Here is a 25,326-nt window from a genome sequence, read left to right on the forward strand (position 1 = left end):
GGTGGTCGTCCATCTCGCCCTGCAACGCGGACTCGACCACCAGCTCGGTCAACCGGCCCAGCAAGCCACCCTCACCAGTGAGCTGCAAGCCATCCACCCGCGCTTGATCGACCAGCGCACGCAGCTGCGAGTCACTGAAACCATCACCGGCCGAACCGGTCTCGCGATCAACCACATCAGTCATCGTGGTGCATCTCCGTTCAGAGTTACACCGTTGTTCTTACAGTCCCGCGGCAAAAAGGTTCCGCTCAGGATTGGGTCGGCATTGACACCCATGGATGGTTCCGTCGGTTGGCTGCGGTCCAGTACTCGATAGCTGAGGCGATATCGAGGAGTTGAGACTCGGCCGCAGTCGATCCAAAGCGATAGCGGTTCACGATGGGGCCAGCTGCGCGCTTATGAACGTTGCGTAATTCCAGCCAACGCTTGACGCCTGCGAGGCCGCCTATGTCGGCGAGCAAGAAGGTTGGGTATTCGTTCATGGACGGCGGCGTTTCGACGGCCTTCGGCACCATCATCAGTCGCTGGGACCACCATTTGGGAGTGGTCGAGTGAGGATCGTGCTTGATCAGGTCGAAGTTGGCGAGCCCTCCATCGGCGACTACGAAACCCTTGTACGCAAGACTGAGGACGTCTTGAACGGCGATCAGGACCGACAGATGTTCACGCCACTCAAGCGGCGCATCGGACAGAGACGCGAGGTTGATGGGTGCGTTGAACGTCTGACGATCACGTGGTCCGGAGACATCCCAGTGGGTTGAGAGGACGAGCGACCGCCCGTTGCCCCGGTCCTCCGTCCAGGCTTCCCGAACCCTGACGGTCGCGGTGACGAATTGAAGGCGGCCGTCATCTCCGGTCTCGTCAGCGATGTGGATCCCTTACATTCCGGACCAGAGCGTTAGGCCAGGGAAGTGCGCTTCAAGCCGGGTTGGGCCGGTGCTACGAAGGTCATGAGCGTCGACATGGACTGCAACGAATCCAGCGTGGTAGCTGCACGTAGAGACGGCGCTGCCACCCCATATTTGGTTTGTCCGAACACGCCGGAAGTCGAAGAAGATTGCCCCGGTCGTCGTGGTCCAGGCCGGAATGGCCTCGGGTATCGACTCTTCAAACCCTATGTCTGGCAAAGAGTCCATCGTATCCAGGAGCAGTTCGCCTTTGTCGGTCAGATGGACGTAGCCAGGAACCGAATTGGAGTCGATGCCCTTCGTGTCGTAGCTCACACAGAAGTAGGCCAGAGTGCCATCGAGGGTGTGCCTCAGCTTCTCGTACACGGCCGCACCGTATCAGCGGAGATCGACACGGCGGGGTGGGTCGGCTGCCCCGAACGAGGCCGCCGAGAGCGCCAGAGTTGTTGACTGATGGACAAGGACCCACCCCCCAGACTTGTATGCGTCTGCCCCACGAAACCGGTGTGGGGCAAATCGAAGGCCGGACAACAGCCCCTCTACATGGGCTGACTTGTGGGCGCAGAGGGGATCGAACCCCCGACCGCTGGTGTGTAAAAGCGCGCCGAACCGTCCGGCGGGTATCGCCCCGTCCGTTCTGCCCAGGTCAGGGGCCTATTCATGTCCGGGTAGTGTCGCCCAGTCCGGCCCGTATCGCCCCGTTTAGGAACACTGTAGGAACACTGGCGGGTACGCCGATAGCACCTGCGACCTGCGTTGACATGGCCCGGATCGGACGAAGGTGCGGTGCAACAAGCGCCCGCGACTCACTGCCGTTGGCGCGATGAGTTTCGGCGCTCCCTGATCATTTCGGTGAGAGTCTTCTGGTTGCGGAGCATCCGCGTAGGGATCGGTGCGGCACAATTGATCGAGTCGACAAATTGTCTCAGCGAGAGCGGCAGAGGCTGGCCCAGCCACCCTCCGATGAAATCGGCGATGTCACGGCGAGGTGAGTAGTACTCGGCGATGCCCTCGACCAGCGCTAGTTCACTGACGCTGATCGGCACAGGCGCGCGTGTACTACCTTGCAGATCTCTGAAAGGCTCGGTGGCACGTTCTCGCCAGTCGATCTGTACCGATGTGATGCTCGACAGCCCGTTGTCCGGTACGACGACGAATGGGTAGAAGACAGGGCTGGCGCCAATCCCGAATGGACGGGTCTCGCGAATCTTCTTTGCAGTCGCGACTAGCTGCTCGAACTTCTTTGCAACAAAGGCAGTCTCGACATCCTCATTGAAGTCCTCGACGGATGCCAGCCCCTGTGCCAGGTTGGCGCTGAGGTGGTGGTTGGTGGCGTCCAGCAGAAAGCACCCTCGTCCGGCAACCATCAGGAAATCGCAGACCGACGGCGGCGAACCGCGACGCTCGGTCCATTCGTCTTGCATCTCGCTCTCGGTCACCACCCTGGTGATCTTCTGGCTACGGGAAGCGATCTGTTCGAGAGTATCACCGACAGTCCGTTCGAATGCGTAGTTCATGGCTTGACTGAACGACTCTGCCGTAGAACCTGCTGTTGGTCGCCCGAATCCGAAGAAGGTCTGCCAGTAGAGCTGCGCCCCGAAGAATCGGTCGATGATCCACTGGTAGCGAAGGGCGGATAGGTGCCCATTCTCACGCGCGAGGAACGGGCGCTCGGTAAACACGTATCTCTGATCGAGAACTGGCCCGCGTGAGCGGTCCTTTTCCAGACGGGTTCGGAATCCCGATGCGTCGTAGCTCATGTTTTCGAACACAAACTCTACGGCTTCGGCGGCAGCGCCTTCGGCTAGAAGGTCTTCCCTCGTGCAATCGTAGTTGCCAGCCAGCACACGCTCGGTGACGATTTGGCCCACGACCATGACGTCGAGGAGGGCGACACCGTTGGCAAGTTCAAATGCGGATGACGGGGTGTCGCCGACACGGGTATCTGTGACTCGATCCGGCCAGGCGCGAAACCATAGGTCGAAGGTCGACGCGAGAATAATCTCCAGCTTCACAGGGGCGTTGCTCTGAAGGTTGGCAAGTTCGCTGAGAGCCAATCTTCGATTGGCAAGAATGCTCTGCTCTGGGGTGTATGCCGAGATTTCGGCCATAAGCTTCTGCAATTCTGCGGGGTCCGGATTTGGATCCGCATCGAGCGGACTGCCATCAGCAAGTTGCTCTGTCGTGATCGACATGATGAGTTCGAGAACCGCTGCAACTGAGATGTCACCGGCGTCGGGTTCAGTGTCGCCGAGTTCAAGCACTTCGCGCATCAACTGCGTCATTGAGCGAGGTGGGATAAGACGATGTGTGCGGCCCACCTTGTCATCAAGCAGAGCGACCCAACTAGGGTCTGCTTCGGTCAGAAGCCGCCGCTCGACTGCCCCTTCGGTCCAGTCAGTTGTGGTTGCGACATCGAGCTGTGACTGGATCGAGACGAGGGTCTGCAACGCCGAGGCGAGGTTGAACCGACGCAGAAACTCGATGCGCTTCGGGTGGTCCATCGCCACTAAACCAGCATGGCCAGAAACGATTGGGAACATCGGGGTGCCGAGCAACTCCTGTGCCGCCTCAAGGGTCATGGCGTCGCCGCCGCGCGCACGAGGGTTTGCGCGCTTAGTTTGTGGGCGCGGCCCCTTCCGCTTTTTCTTGCCCATCGGCGATCAGCCTCCACGACTCGGATGAGTGCCCGCCGAAGAGGGATCGACGACTTGCATACCGTAGCCCGGACAGGTCGGATGGATGGCAGCAACGAGTCTCGTTGGTTCCGGTTGCTTGCTTCGGCGTCCCAGGGAGGTACAGGTCGCCGCCATACAAGGTGCCAGACGCGCCGCCGCTGTGGATCAGGTGTCAGCTCACTCATGCAGCACCCGTACGCCGCTCCAGCGCTCGCACGATGAGCGCTCGGGCGGCCTCGTTGTAGGCGGCTTGCTCGGCGAGCACCGTGAAGGTCTTCTCGTGCAGGGCGATCTCGGACGGCCGGGTGATGGTCAGCTCAGCGCTGACGGTCTCGGTGAGCACCTGGGCGCGGTCGTAGATGACGAAGTTCGTCGCCGGGGCGCGGTAGTCGGTGTCCAGCGGGATCACGCCGAGCCGGAGGTTGGGCCGCTCCAGCTCGCCGAGGAGGTGTTCGAGCTGCGCGACCATCACCGCGCTGTCGCCGACCGTCGGATATAGCGCGGCCTCGCCGATCAGGATGTGGAAGCGGTGCCCGGCGCGCGTCAGGACGCCCTTGCGGGCCATCCGCATCGCTACGGCCTCGTCCAGGTCGTCACGGCCGCCGATCATCGAGATGCAGACGCGCAGGATCGCGCGGGCGTAGCCCTCGGTTTGCAACAGGCCGGGCATGGTGTCCGGGTCGTACCAGCGGATGAGGCGGGTCTCGCCTTCGGTCTTGATGGACTGGCGCTGTCGGTGGGCGTGCCCGGCGGCCAGGGTGCGCTGCCACTCCAGGTACATCGCGCGCAGGTTGCGCAGGCTCGCCACCAGGTCATCCAGGACGGCCATGCTGTCGCACGCCGCGCACCAGTCGGCGAGGTCGGCTTCGGATGGCGCTTGCTTCCCGCGCTCGATGCGGCTGATCTTGCTGGAGTGCCAGCCGCATCGAGCGGCGAGATCGACGCCGGATAGATGGGCGGCTCGGCGCAGCTCCCGAAGGCGTGCGCCGAGCGCGGCCCGTGCGTCATCGACAGCTCTCACGGCGCGTGCGCGTACTCACTGTCGGCGTAGCGGGCGTGGTCGATTCCCTTCGGCCACAACGTCGCCCGTGCTCGCACGCACAGGCCGACGATTCCCGGATCGGCGGTGATGGACAGGCCCATGAACTCTCCCGTCTCGGCGAACGTCGTGAACGCCACCGTCTCGTCATCGAACAACCAGAAGTCATCGCCCGGCACCTCGGCCACGTCGGCGAGGTGGCGCGGCAGCCACCGCACCACCTCCCCGACCTCCACGTTGTTGGCCGTCTCGCTGAGTAGCCACCGGGTGTAGGTCGAGTGCGGGACCGTGACCACGCGCAGCCGCTCCAGCGAGACGCCGCGCCCGGCCGTGGAGGCCATCAGCTCATCCCACGCCTTCCACGACGCGGGCTGTTCCTCCGGTTCGTAGGTCTCCCCGGCCTCCCAGCGCCGCAGCGCTTCGACCTCATCGGCTACGCCGTAGGTGTCCTGCACCTCCAGGTGGAAGGCATACCGGCGGGCCGCGCGGAACAGCGGCTCGAATACCTCGTCACCGACGACGTGGAGCATCAGCGCACCACCACGGCCGTCTCATGGTCGGCGAGACGGAGCTGTGCGAGGACTTCGGGCGCGGTGACCTGCTCGCCGCTGACCAGGAGCTTGCCGGGGGCGTCGGTGGCCTCCACGGGCAGCGTCATGCCCGGCTCCAGCCAATCGAGCAGGACGTGAGGCACCAGCACAGTCCCGGTTCTGTCGGTGATGTCGCCCTGTACGACCAGCTCGCCGGTCTCGGCGGCGTACACCGCTGGGCAGGTGCCGCTCTTGGAGCCGGAGCCGAGCAGGCGCAGTGTGAGGTGAGAGTGCATGGTGAGGCCGTCCTTTGCGATTGAGGCGAACGTACCCCGCAATGGTCGCCGTGCTCGCCACTGGCTCACAAGGTTGCGCGCAAAAACACACAAAGTCGTATCGGGTCCGCGCGGTGCCCGCCGAGGATTCGTTTATGCCCGGCCGTCGGGTGTTGTGCCCCCGGCGGCCGGTGCAAGCCACCAGCGAGACGACAGGGGACGACATGGACGGCGCGCGCTACCTCCAGCACAGCGATGGAACCTGGGAGGTGATCGGCGCGGACGGCTGGCCGATCCCGATGGCCGAATACGTGGAACTCCACGCCGATGTGGTGGCCGCCCTCGCGGCCGTGGAACAGACGCCGGTGGATGAGCGCCTGTTGGTCGCGGTGCGGCGCGGCCTGCTATGCCTCCGGGGAGCGCGCCGGGCGGCGCGGTGATCGTCCTCGGGTGGGTGGTCGTGGTCGCGTTGCCCGTGGCGGTGTGCGTGTGGGCCGTGTGTTGGCCACATCGCCCGACGCAGGGCTCTGCGCAGCTCAGATCACATTTCGATGTGCTTTCGCGCTGCATTGGCCGTTCGTACTTACCGTTGACGAGTGACCGAATGGCCACGGCGATCCACCGAACGAACGGAGTGATCATGGTCGGCGGAGGCGATTACGAAGACACGACCGATAAGTCCCCTCGCGAGGACACCACGGATAAGTCCCCCCGTGAGGACACGACAGATAAGAGCCCGCGCGAGGACACCACTGACAAATCTCCGCGCGAAACCCGCTAAGTGCCCTCGGTCGCACCAGGTTTGTAAGCGAAGACCGGCACCCACGCCAGGCACTGATCGCACAGGGTGAAGTTCGTAAAGCGCAGCGCGCCAGCGGCGTAACGCTGTGCGTCGGTGTCGCTGACGTGTTCAAGGGCGGCGTCGGCCTCGGCGGAGGTAAGCGGGTGATCGCCGCAGCGGGTGCAGCCGGGGCGGTCGCAGCCCGGTCCGTCATCGCCAGTCGTCAGCTCGGCGTGCAGCGCCGCACGGTCGGCCGTCACCTGATTCGCCACCGCGACGGCGCGCGGGCAGCGGCGACGGCGGAAGGGGATCACCTCGCCGCCCATGATGTCCTTCCGTCGGGCCACTCCAGACGCCGGGCGAGGGAGCGCGATATCGGCGTCACCTTTCCGGCACCGGCGCGGCGCTCCGCCGCCAGCGGGGAGCCGAAGGTCATCCGCTGGCCGACAGACCGGCTGAGGGTGTCGAAGGCGATCACCGCCGCAGCCAGGGCGTCGGGCTGGTGCTGTCCGGCGTGCCATTGGGTGGCGGCGCGCTCGAACTCGAACAACTGCCCAGCGATCCGGCAGGTGCCGACTTCGAGCCCCTGGATCAGACCGGCCGAGCGGGCAAGGGCATCCCCGGTCCGGCCCGCACCCTTCGGCGGCCAGCTCGTGACCTGGATCGGCCGGTCAGTTGTGGAGCGGCGCAGCGCATCCCGCACCACAGCCCGATACGTCGTCGCCGCGCTGAATCCCTCGACAAGGATTTTGGACGCTCCGACATCCAGCGCCATTTCCACCGCAGCCTTCGCCCACTGCTCGGAGGTCATCGGCTTGGAGATGTCGCGGTGGATGACCACCACGCCGTCACCGGTCAGGCTCGCGGCGATGATTCCCGCAGCATCCCCGTGGCCGGAATCGGCCGGATCGACCGCGACAACGGTCCGCATCGGGCGCTCGGGTTCGGCCGGCAATCGCCAGCGGTCGAACCATTCCTGATGGATCAGGCCGCCGTCGGGTGGGGCGGGTACACCTTGGAACATCGAGAACCAGGCCCGCTCGCCGACCATCGACCGCAGCTCGGCGAACTCCTCAGCGGTACGCCCGAGCGCGGAGACCATCGCCGCGCCGGGGGTGCGGTCGAGCGCATCGGGGATGCCGGTCTCGGCGACGGCCGGAATGTTGACCACCTGCCACTTGTCCGGCTCCTCGGCGAGCAGGACGCCTGCGAGGTCATCCGGTGCCCACCTGGTCATCACGAGCACCACCGACGCGCCAGGGTGCAGTCGAGTCGCCAGGGTCGAGCGATATTCGTTGAGCAGCCGTTGTTTGAAGGCGGGCGAGTCGGCCTCGGTCCGGTTCTTGATCGGGTCGTCTATCAGCAGCAGCGACGAACCGTGGCCGGTGACGCCGCTCATGATGCCGGTAGCGAGCAAGCCGCCCGCGTGCCCGGCGACGCGCCAACGTCCCACTGCCTGCTTGTCGGCGGCGAGGGTGAACCCGAGGAGGTTCGCGTTCTCGGTGATCATCCGCCGCGCTTCGCGGGAATGCTCCTCGGCGAGCGAGTCCGCATAGCTGGCGAGGATCACCTTCGCGTCGGGGTTGTCCATCAACGCGAACACGACACCGATCTGGCTGATCAGAACGCTCTTGCCTGTGCGCGGCGGGGTCGTGATGATGATCCGCCGCCCCGGTTGGGTGATGGCGTCGGCCAGAACATCCGAGATCATCCGGATGGCCGGGGTGACGTTGTAGCAGGGGATGAGCCGCGCGGCGAGGGCGGCCGGGGTTGCGGGGCGGGTCGCGCCGTGGGCGCGGCGCAGTGCCTCGGCGGCTCCCACCGTCAGCGCCAGCTCAGCCGAAGACACAGCCATTTCGCTTCCTCCCGAATATTTTTCAGCTTTGGACACCACGTTCGGCGGGCATTGTGGAATGCGCTGACCAGCGGAAAAAGGGGGTGCGATGCACGGGTCAAGACACACCAATTTTCACGGGCGGCGACCAGCACCCGGACTTGATGCTCGCGGCGACGGCGGAGGTCTCGACGCCCCACAGCGGCAGCCCGAGCGCCTCGGTGATCTGCCGGTGTCCGATCCGCCCGTCGCGGTAGAGCGTCGCCGAGAGTTCACGGACAGCAGGCCAGACGGTTTCGAGCCAGCGGCCGACCCGGTAGGGGTCGTCATCCGGTGACGCAGCCGCAACTACCGCGAAGTCGTCGGGTTGCGCCGCAAGTTCGTCGCGGACATCGCGCCAGCTCGGCACCGCCCCGGTTGTCCACCGGGCAGCCGCCCACGGTCCGGCGACCGCGACCAGCGCTTCGGCACTGGTGGGGAGGTCCGCAGTCTGGCACTGCCCGTGCGCATCTGGACCCGAGGACAATGTCACCTCGGTGACCCGGCCTCCGGCCAGTACCGCCGCGATGGCGTGCCCGGCCTCATGGAATGCGACGGCGATCCGCTCGCGCTCGGCGTCGGTCAGCTTCATCGGTTCGCAGCCTCTCGGGCTCGTGGGTTGGAGTTCGGCGGTGCCGGTCGCCGGTCGGCCCGTAGCCAGTTCACCGGAGACCGACACCATCGGCGGGCGGAAAGGAGGACGCCCGACTTCGGTCAGGTTCATGGTGGTGCGGTCTGCGCCAGGTCTCGGGCGCGCTTGCGGCGTTTGCGCATCCCGGTGCGTCGGTTGCGGGCGGCCCGGCCGTGGGTGTTGGTGTGCGCCGGGCAGCGGGTCACGCAGGCGGGGGACGCCGGGGCACCGCACAAGGTGCAGGTTGGACAGCACGCCAGGCATCGCCAGTCCGCCCCGGCGTCCGGGTTGGAGGTGAGCATCCCGCAGCCGGTACAGGTGGCGGCCATGATCAGCGCCTCACGGCCTTGTCGGTGGTGAGGCGGATACCCTTCGCGGCCAACCGTTCCCGAGCGGCGGCGTTGGCCGCGAGAGTGTCCAGTCTCTTGCTGGCCGAGCGGATCGCGGTCCGGCACAGGCCGATATGCCGCCCGGCGTCGAACCGGCGGGCCTCGAACTCGAACCTCGGCATCCGCGCCGGGGTGCGGCTCAGCGCCTTGCTCGTCGCCGAGACGGCGGCCGTCAGGGGTTCGGCCCAGGTGCGAGCCGCGACCGCCGAGGCGTCGAACACGACGGGCCGGGGACGGGCCACCTGCGCGAGGTCGGTCATATCGCGTAGGGGAACGCGGAGATCCTCGGCGAGGTCTGCCGCCACGGCCGCCGTTCCGGGCATCGGCGAGGATGCCGCCCGGTCCGCGAAGGCGGCCAGCTCGGCGAGCAGTTCGGCCGCGCCGGACAGCTCAGGCGGCACGGGGTCGGCGGCTGGCTCGGACACCGCCCGGCGCGGCCGGGTGTAGAGCCTCACGACGCAGCCCCTCGCGTCCTCAGCATGTCGAGCATGTGCTCGGCGAGTTCCACGGTCATCGCTCCCCGGTCGATCTCGCCCGAGAACAACCGGTGCGCAGCCCACCAGGCCAGCGCCCGGCGGCACTCTTCCACGCGCGGACCGTCGGTCTCGCCCTGGCTGACCAGCCAGCCGAGACGGCCGTTCCATGCCTCTGGCGGACGGGAACGCGGGTCAGTGTCGGCATAGGTGGTGCTCATGGTGGCGACGGTAGCGAGCGGGGGTGCAGGGGGTCCGGGGGTCCGGTGCACCGCCGGTCTCTAGCTTGGCGATTGGCGGCCTCACCGACCCGAACCGAGAGGCCCGACCATGACCACCGACACCACCCATATCAGCGACACCACCAAGATCAGCGCGGCCATCTTGGACGCGCTCGCCGACGGCGAGGTTCACCGCTGGGCCGAGCTGCGCGCCGGGTTGCCGGGTCGCGACGACGGGCAGCGCGGCCGGGTGCTCGTCGCGCTCATGCACGCCGGTCAGGTCCACGCGGTGAAGATCGACGGCGCGACCCTTGTCGCGCTGCCGCTGCACGCCGCTGCCCCGGCCGCGTGAGCCGAGCCGGTCCGGGTGCGAGGTGCCCGGACCGGTCTTCCACACCGGCGGTCGGCGCTTGTCGAAAGATCGGCGAATGGCGGTGTCACCGCAGCTCAATCGGTGTTTCTTGCCGGTCCGCGGACGGCCTGGCGACCGAGGCGTGGACAGCCAGTGTTCCGGCAGCGTTCCTACGGGCGGTCGGAATCGCTGTCGGCAGGGTCGGCGGTGGCCTCGGCGCGGCGCAGCACAGCAGCCCATTCGGCCACCTCATCGGCCGTCAGCCACCCGGCGGCGAGGACACCGCGTGCGACCGCGACCTGAGCCTCCCGGATCGGCCCGTGCGGGTCGAAGGTGGTTGTCATGAGGTCGGTGCACGCCTCGGCGGCACGGCGCTCCAGGGCGGCCGGATCAAGGCGTCCGTCGGCGATATCCCCGGCGACGGTCATCACCTCGTCCACGAGCTGGGTACGGGTCACGGTCATCAGATCACCTCTGCGTCGATGGCGGTTTCCAGGGCGGCCTGGTCGGTCGTGGCGGCCATCTGCATCAACTTCTCCCGAGCGTCGGCGACGACCGCGCCGGGCGTCTGGCTCACCTGCACATCGACGTGCTGGCGGACGGGCGCGTACAGACCGTGGAGCCGGGCGCGATGCTGGGCGATGCGGTCGCGCGCCTGATCCACGATGTTGCGGCTGGCGATATCGCCGACGGGCAGCTTCATCGCAGCCGACATGATGTAGCGCTCGCGCTGCTGGAGTTTCAGCTCCTCCATCATCAGCGTCTCCCCGAGGTCCTTGCCGTCGCTCATACGGCACAGGTACTTCCGCACCGAGGCTTCAGCGGCGTTGGCCGAGGCGTACCCGAGTCGGGCGGCGACGTTCTGCCACGTAGCACCGGCGGCGCGCAGCTCAACGGCCTGTCCGATCCGCTCCAGGGTCGCGGCCCTGTCCTGGTTCGTCATCGGTGGTCCTCCTGACTTTGACCGGTGGGCGGGTACTCATGCCGGAATATTCCGTCATTAAGCCACGTCGGGGTGCAAATGAGAATGCCCGCTGTTGCGGGTGTTCTGTTGTGGCCGTGGTGGTTTGAGGTGCGCGCGTCGGGGGCGGTGGGCGTAGACACAGCACTCAATCCCCGGCCGGGGTCACCGAGGCGGAGCTGTGCCGCCCTCTGCCCTCCGGTGTCGCACAGCTCTACATGTCGGTGTCAGTAGGAAATCAGAGTTGAGGTTGCTTGCTTCTCTCTCACCTCATCCGGCCCTAGAAACGGCGGGTGGGGAGTGCCGGAGGCCGACCCCCGACTAGGGAAGTCCTTAAGGGAAGAGTCAACTCTGAATCCCCCGCATAAGTGTCGTAATCCATTGGTATACAACAACTTTCACGACATCGTCGACAGCCTTCGGACGGGTGCAATATCGAGTTGCCCGCCCCAACTCGATATTGGCGTTTGCGCAGGTAGATGGGCATTTATGCACTCGGTCGGGGCGGTGCGAGTTCGAGTTGAGAGGTCTGATTCAGAGTTTGCAACTCCAACTCTGAATTCCGCCGAGCCGGATCATCTGCCCAGGTAGAGGCCAACTTTTGAGGCTGTGCGCCGCATTCAGAGTTGAGAACGCACCTCGGCCAACTCGATATCGTCGCCGTGGCGACGCTTATCCCGGCGAGTCATGCCGCCGCGCCCGCAGGCCCGGCGTGACTTGGCGTGTACCGGATTGGCGGTATGGTTGACGGCGGTCGATATCTTCGACCCCCTCCGGCTGCTACCTCTGACGTAGCGGCCTCCCGCACACGCTCCCGCCTCCGGCACACGCTCACGCCTGCGAGGGAACCATCCAGCACTTCTGGAGCGTGTGTCATGGCGTCTACGCCGTCGTTGTCTTTCCTCTGCGAGTCCGACCGGGAAGCTCTTTCGGCTCCCACGCTGTCCGTCATCGACGCCGGGCGCGTGCTCGGTGTCGGCAAGACGACCATCTACGAAGCCATCCGCTCGGGCGAAGTCCCGTCCTTCCGCGTCGGCCGCCGCGTCCGCGTGCCCTCGGCGTGGGTTCGGGCGCAGCTGTGCCTGGACGACGTGCCCGCCGACGCGGTAGCGGAGGCGTGATCATGCCCGAGACGTGGAGCGGCCCCGGTACCGAGGAGGAAACCGGGGCCACTGAACCGACCGAAAAGAATGGCTTGCGGGCCAACTCCGAGACTACCGGCCACGGTGCCGCGTCGGCGGGACATCAGGCCGCCGCCGGTCTGGCGGCGATGGTCGGCCACAGGCTGCCTGGTCAGTGCGAACACTGCGACGCCGAGGGCGAAGTGGTGCCGGACGCGGGAAACGCCCGGCTGTTCCATCTGCGCATCTACCACGCCGATCCGTGCCCGGTGCTGCGTGCGCACAGCAACCGCCGTCGGCGTCGCCGCAACTGATCTGAATCCGCACCGGCACAGCGGGATTGACTCCAGAAACGGGAAGTGCCCACCCCTCGCGCGTCCTTGGGCCTCAGCGCGTAGTAGGGGCGGGCATCCCAACCCATCCGAACAGAAAGGCGAACACTGTGAATAGTACCAAGGGCGAGGCATCCGGCGAGGTCGCCGAGGTCGTACACGGCCTGGACGCCGCACACGCGGGCAGCAAGGCGCGCGAGTCGGCCGGCAAGGACGATCCGGTGATCGAGTCCGGCGCGCGGCTGAGTCGCTACCTGGGCGCGGACGGCTACGCCCTCTACGAGGAGTTCTGCGCGACCAACGGTCTCGTACCCGGCGAGACCTTCGATGAGGCCGAGGCTGTGCCGCTCGCGGCGCTGGCGCAGCTTGCACCGGACTACGCACCGACCAGGGCCGAGATTGCCGCTGCTGCTGTGGGGCGTGGCCGCAGCGACCCGCACGCCGTCGTGGAGGCCGCCCGTGCGGCGAAGGCGAACGGCTCCGGCACCGGGAAGACCGCCGTGTACTCGCTCGTGGAGGCTGCCCGACGCTTCGGCGATACTGCCTGGATCGCCGCTGCCACCCGCGAGTGGATCGCCGAATGTGACCAGGCCGAGGCGAACCGGACCCCGCTGCCTACTGGCCTCGCCGCCGAGCGCCTGATCGCCTTCGGCGCGACCGCCGCCGATATCGCGGCGCTGGCCCCGATCACGAGCGTGGTGGTGAATGCGGAAGCCCGCGACTACGCCAAGGAGCAGCTTCTCCACGCCGCTGAGGCCCGGCGCGAGCGGGTGGCCGAGGAACGGCGTCTCGCCAAGCTGCGGGCTGAGGGCTACGTCCCGCTGGCCGAGGCTGTCTTCAACCGCCGCAGGGACTTCGCCTCTCTGCGCGCGCCGGAGATGTTGATTCCGGGGCTCATCGAAACCGGGTCGCTGGTGCAGGTGATCGCGGAGCCGAACCAGGGCAAGACCTTCCTCGTGCTCGCGTGGGCGTGCTCGCTGGCGGTGAACGGGGAGCACGTCATCTACATCGCGGCCGACGATTCGATCTACCAGTTCACGCGCCGTGCCACGGGGTGGTGTGCGGCTCACGGTGCGGACCCGGACGAGGTGTCCGACCGGATGCCGACGATCACCCGCCCGGTCCAATTCGCCGATCCCGCCGACATGGACGCACTGGCCGAGATGGTGAAGGCGAACGGCACGGCGTTGGTCGTGTTCGACACCCAGCACCGGTGCGCGGAGGGGCTGGTGGAGAACAGCAACGACGACACCCACAAGATCCTGGATGCCGCCGATCGGCTTCGGAAGCTCGGCCCGGCCGTGGCGCTGGTGCATCACACCTCCGACGGCAAGACCGGGCGCGGCGGGAAGTCGATGGAGGCCGGGCTCACCACGACGTTGCTCGTCACCGACGTGGAGAAGAACGGGAAGAGGTGCATCAAGGTGGTCGAGAACAGGCAGAAGAACTCGGCCAAGGACGACGCGAAGTACTTCCCGTTCGAGCTCGTGGAGATTCCGCCGGAGCTGCGCGGCGGAGTCATCCCCGACGATGAGAACCGGTTCACGCTCGTGGTTCGCACCTCGGGCGATCCGTTCGCCTCCGCCGACGGAAGCGTGCTGAACACCGCCGACCTGATCCGGGCGTTCCAGACCTACGGCGTGCTGTGGGCGCTCGGGGTGTCCACCGTCGCGTCGCCCGTGAGCCGCATCGGCAAGTTCTCCAGGGAGCGCGTGAAGCCGCTGATGGCGACCAGGGAGTTACTGACCGCGAGGGGTCTTCTGCCGAAGGGCTTCACCAACGGAGACGTGACCGCGCGGCTCACCGAACTCGCCGATGCCGAGGGCGATCCGTGGGTTGCGGACGTGACGAAGCCAAACGGCACGGTCGCCTACTACGAGCTGACCGACGCTGGCGACAAGGAGCTGAAGCGGCTGGCCGTGGCCTTGCAGATCGAGGAGGAGGACGACACCTTTCAGCCCGAGGCCGAAGACTGACCTGCGGAAACGGCGGCCTGGATGACTGCAGCATCACTCTGAGTATCGTTTCAAGCATGGATCAGAGCATCAAAGTCAGGGAGAATCGGCTCCGCCGGGCCGCCGACCGGCAGGGGCTGCGGCTGGAGAAGTGCGGGCGGCGCGACCCCCGCGCCCTCGGCTACGGCACCTACCGAATCACCGACGCCGACGGCGTTGTCACCGCCAGCACCGGGCCGTCCGGCTACGGGCTCACTCTCGACCAGATCGAAGCGGAGTTGAACAGATGAGCAGCAAGACCGACAAGGCGCAGGCTTCGCGCCGTTCCGAGCCGATCAACACGCGCACCGCCAAGAACGGGACGGTGAGCTACCACTTCCTGGTGGACGTGGGCCTCAAGGCTGATGGCACCCGCGACCGTCGCCGGTTCACCTACGACACCAAGACCGAGGCGCGGCGCGAATATCGGCGGATCACTACCGAGGTCGCCGAGGGCCGCTACGTCGCGCCGACCAAGACCACGGTGGGCGCGCACATCACGGCCTGGCTGGATGGGCGGCGCGATGTCCGCCGGGTGACAGTGGAGGGCTACCGGCACGCCCTCAAGCCGGTGGTTGATCGGCTCGGTGATCTGCCCCTCCAGCAGCTCACCAAGAAGCATGTGGACGACCTGGTGACCTGGCGGCTCACGGAGGGGCGCGGCGGCAAGGCTCCGGCCAACGACGCCGTGACGGCCGTGCTGGCATTCGTCGCCGAGCACCCCGACGGCGTGCGCTACGCCGAGGTAACCGAGAAGTTCGGCGAGAAGGCAGGGCGCTACCTGGACCGGTTGCGCAGCTCAGGCAAGGTGGTTCGGCCCAAGCGCGGCGTCTACGCGCTCGCTCCCGACACCGCCGCGCCGCGCGCATCGCAGGGCGTTTCCGCCCGCACCGTCACCACCATGCTGATCCAGCTCTCGGCCGCGCTCGATGACGCGATGGAACAGGGGCTGGTGACGCGCAACGTCGCCCGGCTGGTGAAGCGACCCGACGTGGAGGACACCGAGATGCAGTTCTGGACAGAAGGTCAGAGCCGCGCCTTCCGTGAGCACGTCCGCGAGCACCGCCTCTACGCGCTGTTCCTGCTGTCGCTGTGCGGGCTGCGGCGCTCGGAAATCATGGGGCTGCGGTGGTCTCGCATCGAGGACGGCACCTTGCACATCCGCCGGGGCCGGGTGGCGGTCGGCAAGGACGTAGAGGAGGACGACCCGAAGTCGCGGCGGTCCCGCCGCAGCCTGCCGCTTCCGGCCGACGTGGTGAAGGCTCTCGGCCGGTTGAAGATCGCCCAGAAGGCCGAAGCGCTGGCCCTGGGGCAGCAGTGGACCGACGAACGTCTCCTCGCCGTACACGAGGATGGCGAGGAGATTCGGCCGGAGTGGTACACCGACGAGTTCCAGCGCCAGGCGAAAGCGGCCGGGCTGCCGGTGATCCGGCTGCACGACACCCGGCACACTGCCGCGACCATCCTGATTGATTCGGGTGCGTCGATCATCGCTGTGGCGAAGTGGCTCGGCCATGATCCGGCGGTGCTGGCACGGGTCTACGCCCACGTGCGGCCCGAGATTCTGGAGGCGACTGGCGCGGCCCTATTCGGCGGGGACACCGAGGCGACCGGAACCTAGCTCGACCGCCCGTAGGAACACTGTAGGAACACTGGCCCGTTTCGGGCCGCTGGCGGGAACACCGCCGGTTGATCAGAAATAGCCTCTGACCTTGGCTTCAAGATGGTGGGCGCAGAGGGGTTCGAACCCCCGACCGCTGGTGTGTAAAACCAGTGCTCTACCGCTGAGCTATACGCCCCAATCGTTACCGACGGCTTATGAATCTAGCGCGGCGAGCGCTTTCTCCCAAGCCGCCTGGTCACGGGGCTCGCCCGGGCCGTTCATCTCGGCGAAACGGATGCGGCCCTCGCGGTCGACGACGAAAGTGCCGCGGTTGGGATAGCCGGATTTCTCGTTGAAGACGCCGTAGGCGTGGGCGACCGCGCCGTGTGGCCAGAAGTCCGACAGCAACGGAAAGGTGTAGCCCTGTTCGGCGGCCCAGATCTTGTGTGTGGGCGGCGGGCCGACCGAGATCGCGACGATCTCGGCGTCGTCGTTTTGGAACTTCGGCAGTTCGTCACGCACCTTGCACAACTCGCCCTGGCAGATTCCGGTGAACGCGAGCGGATAGAACACGATGAGGACGTTCTTCCTGCCGCGGAAATCCGACAGGGTCACGTCCTGGTTGTTCTGGTCCTTCAGCGTGAAATCCGGCGCGACAGTGCCTACCTCGAGTGGCATCGCAAGTCCTCCATCGTGTCGGGTCTCCACCGGGCGGCCAGCCGATGACACCGCCCGGTGAAAACCATAGCGAAGTGGGTCAGCGCTGCTTCGAGGGCGCCTTGGGCTGCACCAGACGACTACCTGCCCAGGTGCCGAGGCTGATCGCCGAGGTCTGGGTCAGACCGGCGGTAGGTGCGGATTCTGCGATTTCGCTCGGGTCGACATGGCCCGGATGTCCAGTTTTGGGGGTGAGCACCCAGACGAAACCGTCATCGGCGAGCGGGCCGATCGCGTCCATCAACGCGTCCACCAGATCACCGTCCCCGTCGCGCCACCACAGCAGCACAACGTCGACGACTTCATCGGAATCCTCGTCGACGAGTTCGCCGCCGATCGATTCCTCGACGTCGGCCCTCAGGTCGTCGTCGACGTCTTCGTCCCAACCCAATTCCTGGACAACCAAGCCGTGTGCGATGCCAAGCTTCTGAGCGTAGTTCTGCGCGTCCGCCGCGGCGACCACGGTGGTGTCCTCCTCAACTCCCGACAGTAGGTAGTTGCAAGCGAACATGGTTATGGGCTCCAGCGCAAGCTGATCCGAAGAAATAGGCGGTGAATGTCGCGTTGCAATGGTGTGTCAAGGACCTGCTTCAGCGTCTCGGGCAGGCGTCGCGGACGACGTTGCGCGCGTCGTTCACCCGTTTGCTGGCGTCGTTGAGCGCCCCGACCGGAGCGGTGTAGGTCATGGTCCGAGTCTCGGCGGCCAAGGCGCGCGCCGCGTTCACGTACTCGGTGAATTGGGCGGCCAGGTCGGGTGGCAGCGCGTCCCGGGCGGTGCGTACGCTGCTCTCCACCTTGTTCGCGGCGTCCTCGAGGGTGGAGACGGCCAGATCGCGCTTGGCGAGGTAGTCGGGCGCGTTCGCATCGTGCGCGTCGACGAACTCGTTGTACTTGGAAACGCCGAGCCCGCTGATGGTGGGGAACTGGCCGCAGTTGTCGGCGATCGCCTTGCTCTGCGCTGCCGCTCGCCGCGAGGAGGTCGCGGCGGCCGATGAGGACGCGGCCTCGGTCTTGTAGGCCGCCAAGTCGCTCGCGTTCGGGTTGGCCACGCCCTCTACCCGATTCGCGCATCCCGCGACGGTCAACCCGATGGCGACCGCACCGGTCGCGCACACCAACCCGAACCCACGTGGGTCAAGCAGCTTCATCGTCCTCCCCGCTCCTCACAGCTCCCACGGCTCGACTCGCCTTGCCTGTCGAACGGTACTGGATTTCCGGCTGACATGATGACCTGGGACGCGCTATCGGCAAGGATGGGTGGTGCGCCCCGAATCTTTCCAAAACGGGCGGTCCGCCAACCACGCGTACCGCCCGGGGATACCGACGCCATCAGCATGCCCACCCCTGTATGAGGAGCAGATTTGACCGACCTGATCCACTCTTCCGCGTCAGCGAAATCCGCTGGCACCAACTCCGCGCCCGCTCCCGCTGCGAGCCGCGACCCGAATGGCTCGCAGCATCAGCAGCCGGGGGGACGGGTACGGGTGATCCGCGAAGGGGTGGCGTCCTACCTACCGGACATCGACCCGGAGGAAACCAGCGAATGGCTCGAGTCGTTCGATGAGATGCTCGACCGGGAGGGTCCCGGTCGTGCGCGTTACCTCATGCTCCGCCTGTTGGAGCGGGCCGGTGAACGTAATGTCGCCATCCCGTCTTTGACGTCCACCGACTACGTCAACACCATCCCCACCGAAAACGAGCCGTGGTTCCCCGGCGACGAAGAGGTCGAGCGCCGCTTCCGCGCCTGGATCCGCTGGAACGCCGCGATCATGGTGCATCGCGCCCAGCGTCCCGGCATCGGCGTCGGCGGGCACATCTCGACCTACGCGTCCTCGGCGGCACTCTACGAGGTCGGCTTCAACCACTTCTTCCGCGGCAAGGACCACTCCGGCGGCGGCGATTCGATCTTCATCCAAGGTCACGCCTCGCCCGGCATCTACGCGCGCGCGTTCCTGGAGGGCAGGCTGTCGACCGATCGGCTCGACGGGTTCCGACAGGAGTACAGCCACGGCGGCCCGGGCCACGGGCTGCCGTCCTACCCGCACCCCCGGCTGCTCAACGACTTCTGGGAGTTCCCGACGGTGTCCATGGGCCTCGGTCCGATGAACGCCATCTACCAGGCGCGGTTCAACCACTACCTGCACGACCGCGGCATCAAGGACACCTCTGATCAGCACGTGTGGGCGTTCCTCGGCGACGGCGAAATGGACGAGCCGGAGTCGCGCGGCCTCGCGCATGTCGCGGCGATGGAGGGTCTGGACAACCTCACCTTCGTGGTGAACTGCAACCTGCAGCGGCTGGATGGCCCGGTGCGCGGCAACGGCAAGATCATCCAGGAGTTGGAGTCGTTCTTCCGCGGCGCGGGCTGGAACGTCATCAAGGTGATCTGGGGCCGTGAGTGGGACGCGCTGCTGGGCGCCGACCGCGACGGCGCGCTGGTGAACCTGATGAACAGCACGCCCGATGGCGACTACCAGACCTACAAGGCCAACGACGGCGCCTATGTCCGCGACCACTTCTTCGGCCGTGACCCGCGCACCAAGGCGCTGGTGCAGGACCTGTCGGACCAGGAGATCTGGAACCTCAAGCGCGGTGGTCACGACTACCGAAAGGTGTACGCCGCCTACGCGGCTGCGATGGCGCACAAGGGTCAGCCGACGGTGATCCTCGCCAAGACCATCAAGGGCTACACCCTCGGCAAGCATTTCGAGGGCCGTAATGCCACGCACCAGATGAAGAAGTTGACCCTGCAGGATCTCAAGGACTTCCGTGACCTGCAGCGGATCCCGATCACCGACGCCGAGTTGGAAAGGGACCCGTACCTGCCGCCGTATTACCACCCGGGCATGGAGTCGCGCGAGATCCAGTACATGCTCGACCGGCGCAAGGCGCTGGGCGGTTTCCTGCCCGAGCGGCGCACTGCGGCGAAGCCACTGCAACTTCCCGGCGACGAGGCCTACCGCTCGGTGCGCAAGGGCTCGGGCAAGCAGAACGTGGCCACCACGATGGCGCTCGTGCGGCTGATGAAGGAGCTGCTGCGGGACAAGGAGATCGGCAAGCGGATCGTCCCGATCATCCCCGACGAAGCACGGACCTTCGGTATGGACTCGTGGTTCCCTTCGTTGAAGATCTACAACCGCAACGGGCAGTTGTACACGTCTGTCGACGCGGAATTGATGCTTGCCTACAAAGAGAGCACCGTCGGGCAGATCCTGCACGAGGGCATCAACGAGGCCGGATCGACCGCGTCGTTCACCGCGGCAGGCACCTCCTACGCCACCCATGGCGAGCCGATGATCCCGCTGTACATCTTCTACTCGATGTTCGGCTTCCAGCGCACCGGCGACGGACTGTGGGCTGCGGCAGACCAGCTCGCTCGCGGGTTCGTCCTCGGAGCAACCGCTGGGCGAACCACGCTGACCGGTGAGGGACTCCAGCACAACGACGGACACTCGCTGCTGCTCGCCTCGACCAATCCGGCCGTGGTGACCTACGACCCGGCGTACGCGTTCGAGATCGCGCACATCGTGCGCGACGGCCTGCGTCGGATGTACGGCGGCGGAACACCCCCGCAGAACGCCGTCGCGCTGCCGGGCGCCCACCCGCACGGCGACGGTGGCGAGTTCGGCGGTGAGGACGTCTTCTACTACATCACCCTCTACAACGAGCCTTACCAGCAGCCCGCCGAGCCGGACGACGTGGATATCGCGGGCCTGCTCAAGGGCATCTATCTCTACAAGCGCGGGGGAGAGGGTGCGGTACGCGCCCAGATCCTGGTCTCCGGTGTCACCGTGCCCGACGGTCTGCGCGCGCAGGCATTGTTGGCCGAGGAATGGGGCGTGCAGGCGGACGTCTGGTCGGCGACGTCGTGGGGCGAGTTGCGCAAGGAGGCGCTGGACAAGGAGATCGCGGCTTTGCGCAATCCGGGCGTCGATCCCGGTGTGCCCTATATCACCGAGGCGCTCTCCCGGGTCGAGGGTCCGTACATCGCGGCGACCGACTGGATGCGCGCGGTGCCCGACCAGGTCCGCAAGTGGGTGCCCGGTGACTTCACGACGCTCGGTACGGACGGATTCGGCTTCTCCGACACCCGCCCGGCCGCGCGGCGGGTGTTCAACGTCGACGCGCAGTCCATCGTGGTCGCCGCATTGGCCGGCCTGGCCAGAACGGGCAAGATCGACGCCGCCAAGGTCACCGAGGCGGCGGCGAAGTACCGCATCGACGATGTCGACGCCGCGCCGAAGCCCGCGGCAAGCGCCGAAGAAGAACTCGCGTAGCGGACTATTGGATGGTGGACCGTAAACCGCCGCGGCCGCGTCGGATCTCCGAGGGCTCCTCGCAGCACGAGGTGTATCTGCCGACGGGCGCGCTATCCCCGAACCGGCAAACTCGCGACCCTCTTCCGGACACGTTGCTCAAGCGGGTAAAGCAGTTTTCCGGCCGCCTCTCGACCGAGGCGGTGGGGTCGATGCAGGATCGGTTGCCGTTCTTCACCGATCTGGATGCCGCCCAGCGGGCCGGTGTACAGATGCTGGTGCAGACCGCGGTGGTGAACTTCCTGGAATGGCTACAGGACCCGGACAGTGACATCCGGTTCAGCCTGGACGCCTTCCAGGTCATCCCACAGGACCTGGCGCGGCGGCTCACCCTGCGCCAGACCGTGGACATGGTCCGGGTCGCCATGGAGTTCTTCGAACAGTGGCTGCCCGCGTTGGCCCGTAACGACCGGCAGTTGGTCGCCCTCACCGAGGCGGTGCTGCGCTACGGGCGCGAGCTCGGATTCGCGGCCGCCTCGGTGTACGCCAGCGCCGCGGAGTCGCGCGGCGCATGGGATACCCGGTTGGAGGCGCTCGTCGTCGACGCCGTGGTGCGCGGGGACAGCGGACCGGACATGCTGTCGCGGGCCGCGACCCTGAACTGGGATGCCACCGCACCGGCGACGGTGCTGGTGGGCACGCCGCCTGGGGAACAGGGCGTGTCCTCGGTCGGAGCCGTGCACTCCATCGCCGCGCGGCACGGTCGCGCGGCGCTGGCGGTGGTGCAGGGCACCAGGCTGGTGATGGTGGTTTCCGGGCATCTCGGTGAGTCCTCCCATGTCTCCCCGTTTCTGGCGGACCTGCTCGGCGAGGTGTTCTCCGACGGTCCGGTGGTGATCGGCCCGACCACACGCACGCTGGGTGCCGCGCACGCCAGTGCGGTGGAGGCACTGGCCGGAATGGAGGCCGTCGTCGGCTGGCGCGGGGCGCCGCGGCCGGTGCACGCGGCGGAATTGCTTCCAGAGCGCGCGCTGCTGGGCGATCGAGCTGCGGTCGACGCGTTGAACGAGTATCTTGTCCTACCGTTGGCCGCAGCGGGATCGTCGCTGGCGGACACCCTCGATGCCTATCTGGATTGCGGCGGAGCGGTCGAGACGTGTGCGCGTCAGCTGTACGTCCATCCAAATACGGTTCGGTATCGCCTCAAGCGCATTGCCGAGATCACTGGGCGTGATCCGATGAATCCGCGGGACGCGTACGTGCTCCGGATCGCCGCGACAGTGGGTCGTTTGACACGAACCCGTAACGAATCGTCAACACCAGCCCCTGAAGTCACGCAAGTCGCACCCGGCTCCGAGGGTCTGTAACGCATCCGTCGATCGGGTCGATCTCGACAAGTCACATGGAGTTTTGTGGGAGTCCCACAAAAGCTGTTCCAAAGCTTCATCCGCGTCGACATCTCGTGCGGCCCGTCTCACAGTGTTTTCTTAGAGGCGTGATCGCGTTGTTCGCCCCTGGACAGGGGTCCCAGACACCCGGCATGCTCGCGCCCTGGCTCGACCTTCCCGGCGCGAGTGATCGCCTGAACCTCTGGTCCAAAGCTTCCGGCCTGGACCTGGTCCGTCTCGGCACCACCGCGACGGCCGAGGAGATCACCGACACCGCCGTCACCCAGCCGCTGGTGGTTGCCGCTGCGCTGCTCGCGTTCTCGGAAATTCCGCAGGATTCGCTTCCGGCCGCTACCATCGTCGCCGGACATTCGGTCGGTGAGCTCGCCGCCGCCGCGGTCGCCGGCGTCATTTCCGCCGATGACGCGGTCAAGTTGGCCGCTATCCGCGGAGCGGAGATGGCCAAGGCGTGCGCGCTGACGCCGACCGGTATGTCCGCGGTGCTCGGCGGCGATGAGGCCGCCGTGCTCGAACGGCTCGCCGACCTCGACCTCGTTCCGGCCAACCGCAATGCGGTGGGCCAGATCGTGGCTGCCGGTCGGCTGGACGCCCTCGCGGAGCTCGCCGCGAACCCGCCGGAGAAAGCCAGGGTTCGTGCGTTGCCTGTCGCGGGTGCGTTCCACACCGCGTTCATGGCCCCGGCACAGGATGCTGTGACCGATGCCATAACGAAGATCGTGCCGAACGAGCCGACCAAGACACTGTTGTCGAACTTCGACGGCAAGTCGGTCGGGTCCGGACGGGACGCGATAGATAAGCTCGCTGCGCAGGTCACCCGGCCTGTCCGATGGGACCTGTGCACCGAGACCGCGCGGCAGGCCGGGGTATCGGCGGTGGCGGAACTGCCACCGGCGGGCACCCTTGTCGGCATCGCGAAAAGGGAGATGAAGGGTACGCCGACGCTTGCCCTGAAGACCCCGCAAGACCTCCCCGCGTTGGCTGAGCTGACCACATCCGGCTAGCTTTCCTCCGCGACCTTGCATCACCTATGCGAGGTCGTGACCGAGCGGGCGGTAACTATTGCCCGACTCGATCCGAAAAACCAGTAGAGCCCTGCAAAGAAACAAGAAGGGAGCCACGAAGTGGCCGCTCTGACCCAGGAACAAATCGTCGAGGAACTCGGCAAGATCATCGAAGAGGTGACGGGCATCGAACCCTCCGAGGTGACGATCGAGAAGTCCTTCGTCGATGACCTGGACATCGACTCGTTGTCCATGGTCGAGATTGCGGTTCAGACCGAGGACAAGTATGGCGTGAAGATCCCCGACGAGGATCTGGCCAGCCTCAAGACGGTCGGCGACGCCGTCGGCTACATCCAGAAGCTCGAGGCCGAGAACGCTGAGGCGGCCGCGGAGCTCAAGGCTAAATTCGACAACGCCGAGTAGGGCCGACACTGTGACCACTCCTTCCACCTTGAATGGGAACTTCCCCAACGTCGTCGTAACTAGCCTGGCGGCGACCACGTCGATCGCGGGTGACGTCGATGCGACGTGGAAGGGACTCCTCAACGGCGAGAGCGGTATCGACGTTCTCGAGGATTCCTTCGTCGAGGAATACGACCTTCCGGTCCGCATCGGCGGTCACCTGAAGGTCCGGCCCGATACCCTGCTGACTCGTGTCGAGTGCCGGCGCATGGCGTACGTCGAGCAACTCGCGACCGTGCTCGGTCGCGAGGTGTGGCGCAACGCCGGTAGCCCGGAGGTCGACCCGGAGCGGCTGGGTGTGGCCATCGGCACCGGGTTGGGGGGCGGCGACGCCCTCATCGACTCGGTGGACAAGCTGAAGAACGGTGGCTATCGCAAGATTTCCCCGTTGGCTGTGCAGATGGTCATGCCGAACGGCCCGTCGGCCGTTGTCGGCCTCGAATTGAAGGCCAGGGCAGGAGTGGTCACTCCGGTCTCGGCGTGCTCGTCCGGCTCCGAGGCGATCGCCAATGCGTGGCGGATGATCGTCATGGGTGACGCCGACATGGTGGTCACCGGTGGCGTCGAAGGCTTCATCGATGCGGTGCCGATCGCGGCCTTCACCATGATGCGCGCCATGAGCACCCGAAACGACGATCCGAAGGGCGCCTCGCGTCCGTTCGACAAGGATCGCGACGGCTTCGTTTTCGGTGAGGCGGGCGCCCTCATGGTCATCGAGACCGAGGAGCACGCGAAGGCGCGTGGCGCCACGATCCACGCGCGTCTGCTCGGCGCAGGCATCACCTCCGACGGCTTCCACCTGGTCGCACCGGACCCCACGGGTGATGGCGCGGCGCGGGCGATGACCAGGGCGATGCAGACCGCTGGGCTGACCAAGAACGACATCACCCACATCAACGCCCACGCGACCGCTACGCCGATCGGCGACACCGCCGAGGCGAACGCGATCAACAAAGCGGTCGGCAACCACGCCTCGGTCTACGCCCCCAAGTCGGCACTGGGCCACTCGATCGGCGCCGTTGGCGCGCTCGAGTCCGTGCTCACCGTGCTCGCTATCCGAGACGGCATCGTTCCGCCGACGTTGAACCTGGACAACCAGGATCCCGAGATCGAGCTCGATGTGGTGCACGGGGAGGCCCGGCGCCAGGAGATCGAGTTCGCGATCAACAACTCCTTCGGATTCGGCGGGCACAACGTCGCGCTCGCCTTCGGTCGGGCATAGCCGCGCGATCGACTGCACAAACAACCTCCCGGCGGGGTCGGCCACTGAAACTGGCTCGGCCCCGCCGTGGTTGTCCATACGCAGCCGCAGCAGCGGCG

General features: G+C 66.4%; 28 protein-coding genes, 1 tRNA gene and 1 pseudogene. 12 read left to right on the forward strand and 18 right to left on the reverse strand.

Annotation, left to right across the window (positions count from 1 at the left end; genetic code table 11):
• The 7 genes and pseudogenes from AB0B25_RS22650 to AB0B25_RS22680 form a co-directional block, all read right to left on the reverse strand.
• Positions 1-184: pseudogene (locus AB0B25_RS22650) on the reverse strand (IS256 family transposase); the annotation flags it as partial.
• Positions 185-248: 64 nt separating this feature from the next.
• A complete protein-coding gene (locus tag AB0B25_RS22655) occupies positions 249-518 on the reverse strand; it encodes a hypothetical protein (RefSeq protein WP_357182791.1) in 270 nt (89 codons plus the stop codon).
• Positions 519-878: 360 nt separating this feature from the next.
• Complete coding sequence (locus AB0B25_RS22660) at positions 879-1,274, reverse strand: hypothetical protein (RefSeq protein WP_357182794.1); 396 nt, start codon at positions 1,272-1,274, stop codon at positions 879-881.
• Between the two features lie 440 nt (positions 1,275-1,714).
• Complete coding sequence (locus AB0B25_RS22665; RefSeq protein WP_357182797.1) at positions 1,715-3,565, reverse strand: hypothetical protein; 1,851 nt, start codon at positions 3,563-3,565, stop codon at positions 1,715-1,717.
• A gap of 202 nt (positions 3,566-3,767) precedes the next feature.
• Complete coding sequence (locus AB0B25_RS22670) at positions 3,768-4,607, reverse strand: helix-turn-helix transcriptional regulator (protein WP_357182799.1); 840 nt, start codon at positions 4,605-4,607, stop codon at positions 3,768-3,770.
• Entirely contained in the window at positions 4,604-5,155 is a 552-nt protein-coding gene (locus AB0B25_RS22675; RefSeq protein WP_357182802.1) for a DUF6879 family protein, read from the reverse strand. The genes AB0B25_RS22670 and AB0B25_RS22675 overlap by 4 nt, the downstream gene beginning before the upstream one ends.
• A complete protein-coding gene (locus AB0B25_RS22680) occupies positions 5,155-5,451 on the reverse strand; it encodes a hypothetical protein (RefSeq protein ID WP_011210409.1) in 297 nt (98 codons plus the stop codon). The genes AB0B25_RS22675 and AB0B25_RS22680 overlap by 1 nt, the downstream gene beginning before the upstream one ends.
• Before the next feature lie 134 nt (positions 5,452-5,585).
• On the opposite strand from AB0B25_RS22680, the gene AB0B25_RS22685 reads away from it, so the two are divergent.
• Complete coding sequence (locus AB0B25_RS22685; RefSeq protein ID WP_357182805.1) at positions 5,586-5,870, forward strand: hypothetical protein; 285 nt, start codon at positions 5,586-5,588, stop codon at positions 5,868-5,870.
• A 337-nt stretch (positions 5,871-6,207) separates the two neighbouring features.
• Here AB0B25_RS22685 and AB0B25_RS22690 read toward each other — a convergent pair whose 3' ends face one another.
• From AB0B25_RS22690 to AB0B25_RS22710, 5 genes are all read right to left on the reverse strand, one after another.
• Positions 6,208-6,537 (reverse strand): hypothetical protein, encoded by a 330-nt coding sequence (locus AB0B25_RS22690; RefSeq protein WP_357182808.1) that lies wholly within the window; start codon positions 6,535-6,537, stop codon positions 6,208-6,210.
• Positions 6,522-8,066: a terminase family protein gene (locus AB0B25_RS22695; protein WP_357182810.1), complete on the reverse strand. Its 1,545-nt coding sequence runs from the start codon at positions 8,064-8,066 to the stop codon at positions 6,522-6,524. Before AB0B25_RS22695 ends, AB0B25_RS22690 begins: the two co-directional genes overlap by 16 nt.
• Before the next feature lie 97 nt (positions 8,067-8,163).
• Positions 8,164-8,808 carry a M50 family metallopeptidase gene (locus tag AB0B25_RS22700; RefSeq protein WP_357182813.1) on the reverse strand — a complete coding sequence of 215 codons (645 nt, stop codon included), beginning with the start codon at positions 8,806-8,808 and terminating at the stop codon, positions 8,164-8,166.
• 238 nt (positions 8,809-9,046) lie between these two features.
• The gene (locus tag AB0B25_RS22705; protein WP_357182816.1) at positions 9,047-9,559 is read right to left on the reverse strand and encodes a hypothetical protein; all 513 of its coding nucleotides are present in this window, start codon (positions 9,557-9,559) and stop codon (positions 9,047-9,049) included.
• Positions 9,556-9,798 carry a hypothetical protein gene (locus AB0B25_RS22710; protein WP_357182819.1) on the reverse strand — a complete coding sequence of 81 codons (243 nt, stop codon included), beginning with the start codon at positions 9,796-9,798 and terminating at the stop codon, positions 9,556-9,558. The genes AB0B25_RS22705 and AB0B25_RS22710 overlap by 4 nt, the downstream gene beginning before the upstream one ends.
• 109 nt (positions 9,799-9,907) lie before the next feature.
• Between AB0B25_RS22710 and AB0B25_RS22715 the strand changes: the two genes are divergently transcribed.
• On the forward strand, positions 9,908-10,150 hold the full coding sequence (locus tag AB0B25_RS22715) for a hypothetical protein (protein WP_357182822.1): 243 nt from the start codon (positions 9,908-9,910) through the stop codon (positions 10,148-10,150).
• A gap of 170 nt (positions 10,151-10,320) precedes the next feature.
• Here AB0B25_RS22715 and AB0B25_RS22720 read toward each other — a convergent pair whose 3' ends face one another.
• Together AB0B25_RS22720 and AB0B25_RS22725 are read right to left on the reverse strand one after the other, a co-directional pair.
• On the reverse strand, positions 10,321-10,614 hold the full coding sequence (locus tag AB0B25_RS22720) for a flagellar hook-length control protein (RefSeq protein WP_357182825.1): 294 nt from the start codon (positions 10,612-10,614) through the stop codon (positions 10,321-10,323).
• A complete protein-coding gene (locus AB0B25_RS22725; RefSeq protein WP_357182828.1) occupies positions 10,614-11,093 on the reverse strand; it encodes a hypothetical protein in 480 nt (159 codons plus the stop codon). The genes AB0B25_RS22720 and AB0B25_RS22725 overlap by 1 nt, the downstream gene beginning before the upstream one ends.
• An 893-nt stretch (positions 11,094-11,986) precedes the next feature.
• Between AB0B25_RS22725 and AB0B25_RS22730 the strand changes: the two genes are divergently transcribed.
• The 5 genes from AB0B25_RS22730 (at position 11,987) to AB0B25_RS22750 (ending at position 16,179) form a co-directional block, all read left to right on the forward strand.
• A complete protein-coding gene (locus AB0B25_RS22730; RefSeq protein WP_357182831.1) occupies positions 11,987-12,232 on the forward strand; it encodes an excisionase family DNA-binding protein in 246 nt (81 codons plus the stop codon).
• Between the two features lie 2 nt (positions 12,233-12,234).
• Positions 12,235-12,546, forward strand: coding sequence for a hypothetical protein (locus AB0B25_RS22735; protein ID WP_357182834.1), 312 nt, complete (start codon positions 12,235-12,237; stop codon positions 12,544-12,546).
• 128 nt (positions 12,547-12,674) lie between these two features.
• Entirely contained in the window at positions 12,675-14,540 is a 1,866-nt protein-coding gene (locus AB0B25_RS22740) for an AAA family ATPase (RefSeq protein ID WP_357182836.1), read from the forward strand.
• Between the two features lie 56 nt (positions 14,541-14,596).
• Entirely contained in the window at positions 14,597-14,809 is a 213-nt protein-coding gene (locus tag AB0B25_RS22745) for a hypothetical protein (protein ID WP_357182838.1), read from the forward strand.
• Positions 14,806-16,179, forward strand: a complete 1,374-nt coding sequence (locus AB0B25_RS22750) for a site-specific integrase (protein WP_357182840.1) — start codon at positions 14,806-14,808, stop codon at positions 16,177-16,179. The genes AB0B25_RS22745 and AB0B25_RS22750 overlap by 4 nt, the downstream gene beginning before the upstream one ends.
• Positions 16,180-16,282: 103 nt before the next feature.
• Here the strand turns inward: AB0B25_RS22750 and AB0B25_RS22755 are convergent.
• The 4 genes from AB0B25_RS22755 to AB0B25_RS22770 form a co-directional block, all read right to left on the reverse strand.
• A tRNA-Val gene (locus AB0B25_RS22755) sits at positions 16,283-16,357 on the reverse strand.
• A gap of 17 nt (positions 16,358-16,374) precedes the next feature.
• Positions 16,375-16,839 carry a peroxiredoxin gene (locus AB0B25_RS22760; protein WP_357076299.1) on the reverse strand — a complete coding sequence of 155 codons (465 nt, stop codon included), beginning with the start codon at positions 16,837-16,839 and terminating at the stop codon, positions 16,375-16,377.
• A gap of 79 nt (positions 16,840-16,918) precedes the next feature.
• On the reverse strand, positions 16,919-17,341 hold the full coding sequence (locus AB0B25_RS22765; protein ID WP_357182993.1) for a DUF3052 domain-containing protein: 423 nt from the start codon (positions 17,339-17,341) through the stop codon (positions 16,919-16,921).
• Between the two features lie 127 nt (positions 17,342-17,468).
• Positions 17,469-18,026 carry a hypothetical protein gene (locus AB0B25_RS22770; protein WP_357182843.1) on the reverse strand — a complete coding sequence of 186 codons (558 nt, stop codon included), beginning with the start codon at positions 18,024-18,026 and terminating at the stop codon, positions 17,469-17,471.
• A gap of 213 nt (positions 18,027-18,239) precedes the next feature.
• Here AB0B25_RS22770 and aceE point away from each other — a divergent pair, with 213 nt between their 5' ends.
• The 5 genes from aceE (at position 18,240) to AB0B25_RS22795 (ending at position 25,228) form a co-directional block, all read left to right on the forward strand.
• Positions 18,240-21,155 (forward strand): pyruvate dehydrogenase (acetyl-transferring), homodimeric type, encoded by a 2,916-nt coding sequence (gene aceE / locus AB0B25_RS22775; RefSeq protein ID WP_357182846.1) that lies wholly within the window; start codon positions 18,240-18,242, stop codon positions 21,153-21,155.
• Positions 21,156-21,166: 11 nt separating this feature from the next.
• Positions 21,167-22,501 (forward strand): helix-turn-helix domain-containing protein, encoded by a 1,335-nt coding sequence (locus AB0B25_RS22780; RefSeq protein WP_357182849.1) that lies wholly within the window; start codon positions 21,167-21,169, stop codon positions 22,499-22,501.
• A 128-nt stretch (positions 22,502-22,629) separates the two neighbouring features.
• Positions 22,630-23,544 carry an ACP S-malonyltransferase gene (locus tag AB0B25_RS22785; RefSeq protein ID WP_357182852.1) on the forward strand — a complete coding sequence of 305 codons (915 nt, stop codon included), beginning with the start codon at positions 22,630-22,632 and terminating at the stop codon, positions 23,542-23,544.
• Positions 23,545-23,664: 120 nt separating this feature from the next.
• On the forward strand, positions 23,665-23,967 hold the full coding sequence (gene acpM, locus AB0B25_RS22790; RefSeq protein ID WP_067470056.1) for a meromycolate extension acyl carrier protein AcpM: 303 nt from the start codon (positions 23,665-23,667) through the stop codon (positions 23,965-23,967).
• Positions 23,968-23,977: 10 nt separating this feature from the next.
• The gene (locus AB0B25_RS22795) at positions 23,978-25,228 is read left to right on the forward strand and encodes a KasA/KasB family beta-ketoacyl-ACP synthase (RefSeq protein WP_357182855.1); all 1,251 of its coding nucleotides are present in this window, start codon (positions 23,978-23,980) and stop codon (positions 25,226-25,228) included.
• The last annotated feature ends 98 nt before the right edge of the window (positions 25,229-25,326 follow it).

Origin of the sequence: Nocardia sp. NPDC049190 (genome assembly GCF_040648115.1) — a bacterium.
Lineage (GTDB): Bacteria > Actinomycetota > Actinomycetes > Mycobacteriales > Mycobacteriaceae > Nocardia.